Genomic DNA, 13,772 nt, shown 5'->3' with positions numbered 1-13,772 from the left:
CATGGTGCCTGACACCCATTGCCATGTATATATAGTGAAAATTGGGCAAACTAGCCAAAAAAGGAGGTTGAGCTACTATGCAGCATGTTTTGAGATTAGTGATTAAATTCATTGCCTGTCTCGTGGCCCTCGGTATTATCCTAGGTATGTTTTATGCTTTTAGTTTTGGAGATGTTTTGGCGATCACCGCTGTGTTGGGACTCGTGAGTTATATTTTAGGTGATTTAATTTTACTACGCGCAACTAATAATGTGATGGCTACAGCCGCAGACTTTGCTTTAGCATTTTTGGTGGTATGGTTTATGGGGCGGGCGCTGACGGTTGAGGATGACCTCTTCTCAGCTTCGTTGATTTCGGCATTGGCGGTAGCGGGATTTGAATACTTCTACCATAAGTTCCTGGTCGTCAAGGATCAGAAACAAACTACGCGCAGCCAAATCCAGCCGCGTCCACAATTTCAAACTGAGGCATCTGAGGAATTGACGCCGGTAAGGGAGGATGTCAGGAGTCAGGAAGATGGGAACAAATAAAAAGGTAATTTAGCTTTATTTAGCCTCGGCAGGCGTTTTACCTTTGAGGTTTCCAGAAAGCGGCATATCAAAGACATTTTTTTATTTTCGAGGGTGGTTTTGTCCTTAAGAGGCCGTATCAAAGACATTTTTACCCCTTTCGAAGGCAGTTTGTCTTTGTTATTCCAGAAAATGGTGTCCCGAAGACATTTTCTCCATTTTTCTAGCAATTTTGTCCTTAAGAGGCCGTCTTAAAGACAGTTTTACCCCTCTCAAGGACGGTTTTGTCTTTAGCGTTCCAGGAAAAGGAAGCTAAAATAGAAATCACACAAAAAACCGGGCAAGAATCATCCGGCCCGGCTTAAATAGATTACATAACATAATTATAGTCGTTTCTCCGCTTCAATAGCCTCTCTAAGAAGCATTCTCCGCAACTAAAACCTTCGACTCATCCGGGATAATAAAGCTTAGGCCTACCGTAACAAAGCTTAGGATTAATGCATATAGGAACACATTTTGCATCCCCACCACGACATTGGCGGCCTGGTTCATGATTACCCCCATGATGGTCACGCCAACCGAAGTCCCGATGTTACGCACAAACATTTGCAGCGACGTCGACAAGCCCTTGATGCCTGGTTCAGCAAACTCCTGTGAGGCAATCGTTCCGACCGCAAACAAAAGCCCAAATGAGAATCCCTGAACGGCTAAAATAATAAACAAATTCATATAGGAAATATGTTCAATAAATGCATACAGCGCCACACCTGAGAGCGTCGTTAGAAAACTCCCGGCAATAAACAATTTTTTATAACCAAACCTGATAATCCATTTCCCAGCCGGCGTGCTGCCGAACATCCAGCCGCCCGAAATACTGAGCAGAATCAAGCCGCTTTTATAAATGCTCATATTGGAGCCTTCCTGCAAAAACAATGGAATATAATTTGAGGTCCCGAAGAAAGACAAACAATAGAACAGCATAAACAGGTTTGCTCGAAAAATCCCTTTGTTCTTAAACAACGAAACGGAGAGGAACGGCTGGGATTCCCTTCGTTCCACCAACACAAACACGATCAAGCCAATGACGCCAAAAACCAAATACCATAACGGCTGTTTAACGTTGGTCGCCAGCAATAGCAACGTAATCGAAGTTCCAAACAAAAAGAACCCTTTATAGTCGATATACGTCTTCTTGAATTCCATCTGTTCCTTATAAGGAAGCAAGCAAAGCACAGTGGCAATGCCGATTGGAATGTTGATATAAAAAATCCATTCCCAGGTCAATGTTTCTACGAAAAAAGCGCCCAATACCGGACCGACAATGGAAGATATCGCCCAAATACTGCTAAACACCGCTTGAATTTTTCCGCGCCTTTCAATTGAAAACAAATCACCGACGATAATCATCGATAATGGAGCCATTCCGCCAGCACCGAGACCTTGAACGCCGCGATAAATGACTAGCTGTACCATCGAATTCGCCATCCCGCAAAGGATCGAACCTAAAGTGAACATAGCCACCGAAATCATCAGAAGCTTTTTCCGCCCGTACATATCCGCAAGTTTCCCGTAAAGCGGGACCGTGACGGTACTCGCTAGCATATAGACAACGAAAATCCAGGCAAACAGTTCACTGCCGCCGAGCTGCTTTACGATTGTCGGACTGGCCGTCTGCATAATATTGGCATCCAGAGCCGAAATAAGGGTCGTAATCACGAGACCCCATAATACATATCGATTTTTCCCCATAAAAACCCCCACAAAAACGTTGAATAATTTCCTTTTTTTTACACCTTAATATTTAGCCAAAGAACATTATAACAATTATCTTTTTATCAATCTATTCTTTTAAGTGATTTACTTTATTTTACAGCAGCTAGCTCCCAAATTTTTGACCATTTAGTCGTATATTTTTCCCTACTAAAGGCCGAAAAAACGAACATGCTGCATCAGCATGTTCGGACTATTTCCCTAAACTATTCCGCCGCTGAATAGCTCATTTCCCGCGGCTTCAGCAACGGCTGCGTTATTGTCGGCAAGGTCACCTCAACAGTTGTTCCTGACCCTTCTTCACTTTGAATCTTTAACTCACCACTGTGGCTTTCAATGATTTTAAAACAAGTCATCAGCCCCAGGCCGGTACCCTTTTCCTTTGTCGTATAAAACGGCTCGCCAAGTGTTGGAATCCGTTCGACAGGAATTCCGACCCCTTGATCGCAGACCTGGATTGAAATTTTTCCTTCTTCCTTCACGGTCACCGTCACATCAATATTTCCACCGTTTGGCATTGCCTCGACAGCATTTTTTAGAAGGTTAAGAAACACCTGTTTAAGCTGGTTCTCTTCCCCCATTAGCTTAGGTAACTCGCTGTCAAATTCCACAAAAATTTGGGCATTGCTCATGATTGATTGCGTATTAAAAAAGGTCACGACATCCTTGATCAAATTCTTTACATCTAATTCGGTGAAGGCCGCTGCCGTCGGTTTGGCCAGAACCAGAAACTCGCCAACAATGTTATTGATGCGGTCAAGTTCAGTTAAAACAATATCATAATAATCTTCTTGAAGTTGATTGTGTTTAAATAGCTGAATAAACCCTCGGATTGACGTAAGCGGATTGCGAATTTCATGGGCAATTCCAGCCGCCATTTGCCCGAGCAGCGCTAATTTTTCCGATTTTTGCAGCAGCCTGTCGGTTTGTTCCCTTCTTTCAGTCACATCTTTTCCAACTGTTAAAATAGACTCTTTTCCCCCAAAAACAATCAACAACGAAGACGCTTCAATGAAAAACTTTGAACCGTCAAGGCGCTTAAGCTTATATTCAATATTAGTCAAAGGACGTTTTTCCTTCTTGATCAACTTGATTCTTTCTCTTAGGCGTTCCTCATATTCATGGTCCAGAAATTCATAAACAGAGCGGCTCAGCACCTCATCCCGGCTTCTAGCCCCAATCATCCGCAAGGTGGAAAGATTGGCATATACAATCTTATCGTCATGATAAATAAAAATCGTTTCCGGCATCGCATCAAGCAATTGTTTGTAGCTGTCCTCGCTGGCCCGTGCCTTTTTTTCGAAATGACGGGCCCTGTCATACTGCCAGCCGACAATCCAAGCGATGATCGTAAAAATAACAAAGTCGACCGTAAAAAAAGGAACCTGATGGATCAGCCATTGATAAGCGGTAAACAGTATCGAAATGCTCACGAGGGCAATCTGTCCCCATATTTTCATAATAATCCCTCTTGCGAAATGTATTTATTTTATTTAACTAGTTCGACAGAAACCATTGATTTCCTGCAAAAATATAATTACGCATAATTATATTATGTAACCTATGTCCTTATTAAAAAAATCCATCTGTTTAGATGGACTTTTTAAAAAATTGCTTATCGGCCATCGACTGATTTCAAAAATCCGCTGACCACCCGCAAATACTCTTCCGGTTCTTCGATATACGGCAAATGCGCACTTTGTTGGAATACGTGGAAGTTGGAGTTTGGTGCCAGACTGCTGAAATAGTGCGTCGATTCTGGTGTTGCCTCATCATAACGGCCACAGGTGAACAGCGTCGGACATGTAATTTCGTTTAATCGGGACGTGCAATCAAACTCTTTTAAGTTACCTTTTACAGTAAATTCCGACGGCCCCCACATAATATTGTAAATCTCAGGATTTCGGTAGTGACGGTTGAGTTTGAGGTGATCTGGTCTTGGAATTCGGCAAACGAATTCATTGCCGAATACCTCGATTGCTTTTTCAAATTCCTCCGAATCCGTTGTACCGTTTTCTTCGCAGCGCTGGATAATTTCTTGAATCTCTGCCGGCAGCTTTTGCAGATTGCGCTTTTGGTCCTGCTCCCATATTGGTGCGCTTAAGCAAGGGCTTGAAAAAATAACACTCTTCACGCCGCTCGGTTTTGTTAAGCAATACGCCGCCGCAAGCGTTGTCCCCCAGGAGTGGCCGAGTATATGCACTTCTTCAAGATTTAGCGCATGTCTAATTCGGCCCAGCTCTTCGACAAAGCGGTCAATTTTCCATAATGATGGGTCGGTTGGCCGGTCCGACCGCCCGCAGCCCAATTGGTCGTACAGGATGACAGGGCGGTCTTCTTCAAGTGCCTGCAAGCATTCGAGTGAATAGCAGGATGAACCCGGTCCGCCGTGGAGCACAATTACCGGCGTCCTGCCCGTTCCCTTATCGTACTTCTGATAATAAACCCTTCCCCCAATTACTTCGATTAGTCCTTCTTCACGCATATGTATTCTCCCCTTTGTTGGTTTTGTTTTTGTTGAGGACAGTTTTACCTTTTGCTCATCCCATTTTGTCCGAAGTTACCCTCTAATTCCCCAAAAGAAGGTAACTAAAAAAATCACCCATGCGTAATCCCAATCTTGTTTTTATTAACAAAAGTATGATACAACACCAGTCCGACACAGCCGGCAAAGGCGCTGTAACCAATAATCTTATACAGGGCCACTCCGCTGAGATGGTCGAAAATCATGCCACCCGCGAGCGAGCCGATGATACCCGAGAGGCCGAAGAATACGGAAATAAATACCTGCTGGCCGGTCGAGCGGAATTTAGCCGGAAAATAATTCGTTGCATATTGGAAGGCGCATAAGTAAAAAACACCAAAAGTAATTCCATGCATCGCCTGTAGCCCAATTACCTCAAGCGGCGATGAGGCGGCCGAAATCAGAATCCAGCGCAGCCCGTATAAGGCAGCGGCAATGACCATAAAGGTCATTTCATTAAACCACCGAATCCAAACCGGGCTTAACAAAAAGATTAACGCTTCACACGTAACACCGACAAACCACGACAAGCCGACCAACGACTCATTCCCGCCCAGCTCTTTTATGTACAAACCCGAATAAATATCATTTGTCCTGTGGCCAATCGTCACAAACATGATAAACACCAAAAAGGCAACAAACCGCGGCTGAAGCACCACCGAAACAGCCCCTTTTAAATTCACCGGATCGGCTGGGACATTTACATCCGTCAATTTCCAACAAACCGCGAACGTGAGGAGCGCGAATAATAAATATGGATACATCAGATTTCCAATGCCGATTTTTAAAAGAATCTGTCCGCCAAGGAACGAGGTGACGGCAAAGCCCGCTGACCCCCACATTCTGATTCTTCCGAAGGAAGCGCCAGCCGTGTGGGCTGTGCTAAGCGCGAGGCTATCCCCCAACGCTCCGATTGGAATAAACAGAGAAAAGAAGGCGCCGCAAACTAACAGCAGCAACAAAAATCCCTGCACTTGAAACATGACCAAGCTGATGATGATGACCCCGATTAAACAAATAAATAACATCCGTTTAATTGTTTTGTATTTATCACTCATATAACCGAAAAACGGTTGGAAAAACAGCGAGGTCAATGGACCGATTGCCATGATCCAGCCAATTTCAGTCCCTGATAAAGCTTTGTCCTGAAAATAAAGCGGTAGAAACGTCCCAATAATGGTATTGGATGAATGATAGAAAAATAGAAAAATAGACAAATAGATGATTGATCGTTTATGCAAGTAAATTCCCCCTTATGCCCTCTCAATTTTACAGCAATTTCCGCTCAATAAAAAAGGGATTTTTCAAAAAGTTTTTGAAAAATCCCAAGTTACTTCCATACTCTGCGCAGCTGCATGAATTCCTGGACATACCCCCAAACAGATATCGGTGCCATTATGATTTGATAACACAAAACGTACAGAATAAACCCGGCCCAATTTTTCCGAATCCGTAATTTCAAGGTTTTGAATACATTTTTCTGGTACCGCAGCAAAATATAGTTGGTTAGCAAGGTGAGCGGCAGGACAAAGAGTGTATGAGGTCCGACAATCCAGAAAAAACCGAAGAAGCTTAACAGGAGGCCCGGAATCCAAACAAATGTATACACGACATCAAGATACGGCATCAATAGGTTGGAACCCGTCAAATAGCGCGTGAAAATCATCGGATGCTGCCACGGTTTAACCCGCTTCAACGCTTCAATCATCCCCCGGGCCCAGCGGCTGCGCTGACGGGCGAAGTGCTTGATTTTGGTCGGAACATCAGTAAAAGCGACAGCGGTCGGCTCAAAATAAACCTTGTAATGCTTTGCCAGGAAGGCCCATGTCAGTACAATGTCCTCACCGATTGCATCTGGCCAGCCCCCCACTTCTCTAATCACGTCAGCGAGATAAAGGCTGTACGCACCTTGTGCCACAAGCGTTCCCTGGTACAGCCCCTGAAGCCGTTTAATCGAGGCAATTCCCAAAAAATAATCCCATTCCTGAATGTGGGCCAGCCAGTTTTCCCGGCTGTTGCGGACGAGGACGGCCCCGGCAATGGCGCAGACGTTATCAGGAGAAGACACCATCCTCGCCATCAACCGGCGGATCGCCTGCGGGTGCAGTAATGTATCGGCGTCTAGCGTAATGACATATTTCGTTTTAACGTGTCTCAGGCCCGTATTTAAAGCAAAATTCTTCCCGGGTGTTTTTTCAAAAAGAACCGTCACCTTCAATCCCAATTCAGCACCTAACTGCTTTGCCACTTGGGCCGTTCGGTCGGTGGAACTATTATCAATTACATAAACAAGGAGGTTACCGCGGTAATCCTGTTTGGCAATTTGCTTTAGTGTCTCGAAAATGCCTTTCTCCTCATTCCAGCAGGCGATTAAAACCGAAACTGGTTCGGTCGGGGTATCATTTTTAAAGCTCGGCTGCCTGTCAAAAAGCAGACTCACCACAAGAAAGGCATTCAAATAGCCTGGAATGTAGGCGATACCGGCAATGATCACAATCGCAAGTGGAACTGTGACCAGCTCTCCCAGTTCTTTTACCCAAGGAATCGATATCAAGATTGACACGATCATCCAGATTAAGGCAACGCCATGACTGAGCCAAAATTTCCATAATACAGGTATGTAACGTCTTTTATTCGAGTAGAAGGGAGATTCTGTTTCTTTATCCATTAAAAGGGTACCTTTCTTAATGTTTTAATTAATAGTGTTTGCGAAATCAATCATGAAAATCCTCAAATCCAATGTCAAAAAGTACCGCCCAACATCATGCCCAGGAAGGCCAATAAAATTCCAAATCCGTAGCTTAATCCATTATACAGGTAAAATTCTCTGCGTTTCCCGTCCGCATAGAGTTGGACACCCTCCAGTTTGAAAGTGGAAAACGTGGTAAACGCCCCCATAAACCCGGTCCCAAGCAAGAGGAACCCGAATTTGTTCATTCCCGCCCCGATTATCATTCCTAGCAAAAAGGAACCTGTTAGATTGATCGTCAGAGTGGCGACCGGAATCTTGGATGGATACCAGCGGTTAATTAACCGACTAAGGGAAAATCGTGATATCGCGCCAAAAAATCCGCCAACACCGACCAAAAGCATATGTAAAAATGTCATTCGCTTGCCCCGCCTTTCCTAACACGAAAACCAAGCCGACTCATCGCCAAGCCTCCGAAAAAACTGAGTAGGACATATGCAAACGCAAAAAACAACTGGTCCTCCCGGAATAATTCGACCGTTTCGACACTAAAAGTCGAAAAAGTAGTAAACGAACCGACAAAGCCCGTGGCAATCGCCGTTTTAATTAAATCAGGCAAGGATATTTTTTTTAAAACGACTGTCGTCAACCAGGCCAAAAGGAAACTCCCGGCAAGGTTGATGGTCAAGGTGGCCACAGGGAACACGCTGTTCTCCCCCGCCAATCCCAAACCAATTAAATATCTTAACAAAGCGCCAAAAAAACCGGCAATCCCGACATAGATATATATCATCGAAACATTCCCCCAACGAAAAAAACCCTGCCGGGTGCAAAAAAGCCGGCAGGAGTCGCAAACCTTACTCCATGATTAATATTATACCCTTTAAAACTTACAAAAAAGAATGGTTTAAGCATTTTTTCGTCCAAAAAGCTAATCTGCCTGTCACAGCTCAAGGATATCCGCGACAAAATCCATTATATCCGCGGGTTTGAAGGTTTTATCCGCGATAATTTGAATATATCAGCGATAAATAAGATATATCCGCGATAAATCCAATATATCCGCGACCCCGCTTTTTTGCCCTCCGCTCGACACGAGAAATATACTCTTCTCCGCCCGAGGACATAACCCACTCCCCCGACGAGATACCCTATCCCACCGGCAAAATGACCTCAATAATCGTGCCCTGGTCGTCGCTCCAGAGATGGACGCTGCCGTGATGGTTTTCAATAATTTGCTTGGAAATCATAATTCCCAAACCGGTGCCGCCTTCCTTTGTCGTAAAGAAGGGTTCCCCAATTCGTTTTAATACGTGTGGCGGGATGCCGACACCGGTATCTTTGAAGAAAATTTTCACCTTGTCCGCACCTACTCTCTTCAATTCAACGGTAACGGTTCCTCCGTCCGGCATCGCCTCAATCGAATTTTTTAAAAAATTGATAAATACCTGCTTAAGCTGGTTTTTATCGCAGTTGACCAAGAGTTGTTTGAAATCTTTCTCTATGTAAATCAGGACGTTGTTCATGATCGCCTGTGTATCGATTAGCGTTTTGATTTCTTCAATCAACAAGATCAAGTCGACCGTTTCTATTTTTGAATCTTGTGGTTTGGACAGGACCAAAAGCTCACTTAAAATCAACTCAATTCGTTCTATCTCCGACTGAATAATCTCCACATACACTTTGTTATCCATTTGCACCTCCATTAGCTGGAGGAATCCCTTAATCGCGGTTAATGGGTTTCGAACCTCATGGGCAATTCCCGCCGCTAATTGCCCGGCAACCGACAGTTTTTCAGAATGAAGCAGAAGATCCTGGGTTTTCTTCCGCTCGGTGATATCGCGAATAATGATGTGCTGGGCTGATTGATTTTGAAAATAGGTAGGTATTCCTTTTATTTCAGCATCAAAAACCGTGCCATCCAATCTAGTAATCTTATATTCTTGAAAATCGATACTATCACCGTTATGAACGGTTTCAATCATCTCTCTAGCTTTTCGATGGTCTGCAGGATGAATAAAATCCAAGAACCTTTTGGCCAAAATCTCCTCACTTGTTTCTGCCCCCAATAACTCAAACCCGGTTTCGTTAATAAACAGGATATCATTAAAATCCGTGATTACGACAGCATCGGGTGAATGCTCGACCAAGTCGCGAAACGCCCGTTTCCGGCTCCATAAGTCTTCCTCAGCCTTAATCCGTTCGGTAATGTCCCTAAACACAGACACGACTTCAACGACAGTGTTCGTTTCCGGATCGACAATCGGCTTACTTAGTGTCTCAATCCAAATAAGCTCTCCATCTTTTTTGCGGATGCGGTAGTTGCCGCGAGTGTTTTCTAGCAGTGTCATTGAAACATTATGATTCGTGTTAGCTAGGTCTAAATCCTCAGGATAAATCAGGTCGGTATAGGATTTGCCGACAATCTCTTCAGGGGTAAAACCGGAAATCATTTCACAGGACGGTGAAATATAGACAATCTTTCCCAGCAGGTTTGTACAAACGATGACATCGAGCACGTTTTCAGTTAATACCCGATGGAATTCCTCGATCTTTTTAACCTCCGCCTTTTTCTTTTTTATGCGGGTAATATCTTTGGCCACCAGGCAAATACCGATAATTTGATTATCAACACCAATGGGGATATTCGTGACATTCACATCGACAAATGCTCCGTTTTTGGTCTGCATTTGACAATCAAAGTTTTGCACCCTGCCCAGCGTAGCTTTATGACAAGCATGGAACAATCGATCAAGGCAATCCAGTGAAAAAAACTGCTGCTTTTTCATAAGCAGCGCTTCTGCGGCACTGTATCCGGTTAATGCTTCAAATGCCGGATTAACCTTCACTACAAAACCTTCCAAATCCAAATAGCAAATAGCATCCTTGGTTTGATTAATCAGGACTTCATTGCTGCTAATTCTCTCATCAGCATATTTCTTTAATACCAATTGCTTCTCGCTTTTAATATTCTCTACAGGACTGTTCATCTCTCTATCTCCGTTCCTTTCCCCATAATCTTCTATAAACTATAAAAAAAGCCAAGACAGGACAAAGTCATCCCATCTTGGCTTGCGTTTAGCTCAACTGTAATTGTCTAACTCACTTCCGCCTCTATGCTGTTGGAGACAAAATCAGTACGATGGCACTTTTGTCCAATTGAAAATCCCAATCCACAAAAATGTCAACCACTTTTGATTGAAGAATCCCCTCAAAAGTCCTTTTATTATGCAGTAATCGTTTTTCCAAATTTCGCTTTGCCAACTTTAACGCTTCAGAATTGCCTAACATGATTAGTTCTTTTTCAATCGGGACAAGAATCCCTTTTCGGATAACGACCAGTGTTCTGTCATTTAATAGGAACGAGAAAATCTTCTCAGGTTCCCTCTGTGCCTGAATGCTAATGACCCGAACCTCTTCCTGAACAGCCTGTTTGCCATTAAAATCATCATCAAAGTCACGATCAGAGAAATTTGACCCAATGCAAACAAAAACACCGCTGTTATTCTGCAAGCTCCAGTCATAATAAAATTCCTTCACTTCTACTCCAGTGAGAATTTTAATGTACGCTTTAAATTCGGGAATCAATGTCCCCATCAGTATATCCCTTGTTCGCTGAACCAACATATCTTGTTGCTGTCCTAGCAGAACATTTTCCATTGGGGTGCTAAAATTCCTCAAGTACACCGTTAATACCGAATCCCCTAATGAAACAAAAACAGATTCAGGACCTTTACCAAAATTTTCGCGGAGTGTCCGGCCAATATAGCTGGCCAGTTCCATTTGAACTTGTTTCTTTTCCAAAAAAAAGACCATCCTTTAATAAGATAAAAGCGTTATTTCTTTTATCCCGATTTAATTTTATATTTTTCTGAAAAAATTTTCAACACATTTCTACTATTTACCATTGACATATACTAAAAAAATATTCATCTGATTAAGTGGATTGTTAATCCTTTTTTTATGAGGAAATATTAAAACGACTAATCAATAGCGATCAGTCGTTTTTTACAATAATGATGGAATTGTGTTAAATCAGAGGGTTATTGGGTGGCCCCTGATGCCTTCATAATGAAAGCAGTGTTCTTGTAAATAGCCGGGGAGTTCCTGAAGGGATGGCAGTTCGGCAAACGTGCCGCTCGGCTCGATCTCAACATCGACAACGTTATAGTACCATTCGATTTGTGATGGGATATGAATCGCATTGATGCCTAGCTCAATGGCCGGCTTGATGTCAGACCTCAACGAATTTCCGATCATCCACGTCGATTTTTTATCACCATTCAGCTGGTGCAAGACTTTCCTTAAGGCATCTTTATCCTTTTTTTCAAAAATAAACACCCCACCATCAAAAAACTGTTCAAGGTTTAATTGGGTAATTTTCCGAAGTTGATTGGCAATATCCCCGCCAGTAAACAGACACAATCGATGTCCATCACTTTGTAGCCTGCGGAGCACGTTAAAGGTATGGGGAAACGGCTCCACGTTCCGTTCAAATACACTTTGGCCAATTTCCCGAATTTGTGCGATTTTCTTTTCATCCAGCTTCTTTTTGTATTTTTTACAATAATATAGATAGGTCTCGACAAGCGAAACAGGATAATTTACAGAATGCAGGCCGTAATCCTCCACAATTCGAATGCCAATTTCGGTCTTCTTCTGGATCAATTCCTGTTTCGATAATTCCTTAAACCATTTTTGCATTAATTGTCCAAATTTGTTCTGGGACTCCTTAAAGTACTTATGGCAATGAATCAGCGTATCATCCAAATCCAATATCAAGGTTTGTTGATTCATGAAACCAATCCCCCTTCAATAATGGTGTAGAACAATTATATGGATGAATCTTGTTTCAATGCCACAACAGCCAATCCCTTTTTGAAAATAGTCCAGTTGTCGTAGAAAACTCTAATACTTTTAAGTTAAAAATCTATTTTCCATTTGGTATGATTACTATGTTCTTATACATATTTTGGAAGGGTTGGGAGAGTTATGAAAAACTATATTTGTAATACTTGCGGGGTCCAGTATGAACTGGCGATGGAGGAACCGGAACATTGTTTGATTTGTGATGAAGAACGGCAATACATAACTCCAAATGGGCAGTCATGGACAACCTTGGAGGAACTGGTAAATGGCAAATACATGAACATGTTTCATTTTGAAGAACCAGGGTTATTCAGCATAAAAACGACGCCAAAGTTCGGAATTGGCCAAACCGCCTATCTTGTCCAGAGCGCCGGCTTCAATTTGTTGTGGGACTGCATCACGTTTATTGATGAACGGACCGTTGCAAGGATTAACGAATTGGGCGGAATCCAAGCGATTGCGCTCTCCCATCCGCATTATTACTCAACGCAGGTTGAATGGGCCGAGGCCTTCAACGTGCCCGTTTATATCCATGAAGACGATCGTGAATGGGTCATGCGTCCAAGTGACAAAATCATTTTCTGGTCTGGCGAGTCCCTCGAATTGCATAAGGGCCTAGTGATCAATCGGTTAGGCGGGCATTTTAAAGGCGGGTCTGTCCTAGAATGGAAGGACGGAAATGAGCAAAAGGGCATTCTATTAACAGGGGATATTATCCAGGTGGTCGCCGACCAAAAATGGGTCAGTTTCATGTATAGCTACCCTAATTTAATCCCGCTTCCGGCAGCAAAAGTGCGCCAGATGGCAGACACCACTGCCGAATTTAAGTTTGACCGTATATATAATGCTTTTCACGGCATCGTGAAAGAGGATGCGAAATTGTCCGTCCAAAAGTCGGGGGACAGGTATATCGCGGCATTGAATGGGACCTTGTTTAATACGTAAATAGTTGGGGTTGGTTGATTTAGGCGGGCATATCGACCGAGACTTCGTGAAAATCTGCAGCTCGGGCGTTTTGAGGGGCTCTTATCGACTGGGACCTCGAATAAATCTAGGGCTCGGGCGTTTTGAGAGGCTCTTATCGACCGGGACCTCCTATAAATCTGGAGCTCGGGCGTTTTGAGGGGCTCTTATCGACCGGGACCTCCTTTAAATCTGCAGCTCGGGCGTTTTGAGGGGCTCTTATCGACCGGGACCTCCTATAAATCTAGGGCTCGGGCGTTTTGAGATACTCTTATCGACCGGGACCTCCTTTAAATCTGCAGCTCGGGCGTTTTGAGAGGCTCTTATCGACCGGGACCTCCTTTAAATCTGAGGATCGGTCGTTATAAATGGTTCACTCCGTCATTAAAAAGTCCCCTTCTTGATAATCCTCTAATCAGTTCTTTTGTATCTTAATTATAATTTACCA

12 protein-coding genes are annotated in these 13,772 nt (G+C 43.4%); 2 read left to right on the top strand and 10 right to left on the bottom strand.

Translation table 11 applies throughout. The features are described from left to right. Positions 1-77 precede the first annotated feature (77 nt). Positions 78-530: a YndM family protein gene (locus tag M3234_RS06100; RefSeq protein WP_262303852.1), complete on the top strand. Its 453-nt coding sequence runs from the start codon at positions 78-80 to the stop codon at positions 528-530. A gap of 393 nt (positions 531-923) precedes the next feature. Here M3234_RS06100 and M3234_RS06095 read toward each other — a convergent pair whose 3' ends face one another. From M3234_RS06095 to M3234_RS06050, 10 genes are all read right to left on the bottom strand, one after another. Further along, positions 924-2,258: an MDR family MFS transporter gene (locus tag M3234_RS06095; RefSeq protein WP_262303851.1), complete on the bottom strand. Its 1,335-nt coding sequence runs from the start codon at positions 2,256-2,258 to the stop codon at positions 924-926. A gap of 227 nt (positions 2,259-2,485) precedes the next feature. Beyond that, positions 2,486-3,739 (bottom strand): ATP-binding protein, encoded by a 1,254-nt coding sequence (locus M3234_RS06090; RefSeq protein WP_262303850.1) that lies wholly within the window; start codon positions 3,737-3,739, stop codon positions 2,486-2,488. A gap of 155 nt (positions 3,740-3,894) precedes the next feature. Continuing rightward, positions 3,895-4,764: a proline iminopeptidase-family hydrolase gene (locus tag M3234_RS06085; RefSeq protein ID WP_262303849.1), complete on the bottom strand. Its 870-nt coding sequence runs from the start codon at positions 4,762-4,764 to the stop codon at positions 3,895-3,897. Between the two features lie 113 nt (positions 4,765-4,877). Then, a complete protein-coding gene (locus M3234_RS06080) occupies positions 4,878-6,044 on the bottom strand; it encodes an MFS transporter (RefSeq protein WP_262303848.1) in 1,167 nt (388 codons plus the stop codon). A gap of 89 nt (positions 6,045-6,133) precedes the next feature. After that, entirely contained in the window at positions 6,134-7,471 is a 1,338-nt protein-coding gene (locus M3234_RS06075) for a glycosyltransferase family 2 protein (protein WP_262303847.1), read from the bottom strand. A gap of 74 nt (positions 7,472-7,545) precedes the next feature. Further along, on the bottom strand, positions 7,546-7,911 hold the full coding sequence (gene crcB / locus M3234_RS06070; protein ID WP_262303846.1) for a fluoride efflux transporter CrcB: 366 nt from the start codon (positions 7,909-7,911) through the stop codon (positions 7,546-7,548). After that, entirely contained in the window at positions 7,908-8,285 is a 378-nt protein-coding gene (crcB, locus tag M3234_RS06065; RefSeq protein ID WP_262303845.1) for a fluoride efflux transporter CrcB, read from the bottom strand. Before crcB (M3234_RS06065) ends, crcB (M3234_RS06070) begins: the two co-directional genes overlap by 4 nt. Positions 8,286-8,643: 358 nt before the next feature. Beyond that, positions 8,644-10,482: a PAS domain-containing protein gene (locus tag M3234_RS06060; RefSeq protein WP_262303844.1), complete on the bottom strand. Its 1,839-nt coding sequence runs from the start codon at positions 10,480-10,482 to the stop codon at positions 8,644-8,646. Positions 10,483-10,606: 124 nt separating this feature from the next. Then, positions 10,607-11,296 (bottom strand): DUF2294 domain-containing protein, encoded by a 690-nt coding sequence (locus tag M3234_RS06055; protein WP_262303843.1) that lies wholly within the window; start codon positions 11,294-11,296, stop codon positions 10,607-10,609. Between the two features lie 231 nt (positions 11,297-11,527). Further along, positions 11,528-12,289 (bottom strand): HAD family hydrolase, encoded by a 762-nt coding sequence (locus tag M3234_RS06050; protein ID WP_262303842.1) that lies wholly within the window; start codon positions 12,287-12,289, stop codon positions 11,528-11,530. A gap of 195 nt (positions 12,290-12,484) precedes the next feature. Between M3234_RS06050 and M3234_RS06045 the strand changes: the two genes are divergently transcribed. After that, positions 12,485-13,306, top strand: a complete 822-nt coding sequence (locus tag M3234_RS06045; RefSeq protein WP_262303841.1) for an MBL fold metallo-hydrolase — start codon at positions 12,485-12,487, stop codon at positions 13,304-13,306. Positions 13,307-13,772 lie beyond the last annotated feature (466 nt).

The organism is Neobacillus niacini, from assembly GCF_023715785.1.
GTDB lineage: Bacteria > Bacillota > Bacilli > Bacillales > Cytobacillaceae > Neobacillus > Neobacillus niacini_E.
Note: the sequence above shows the minus strand (reverse complement) of the source record. Positions and strands in the feature narration are given on the sequence as shown.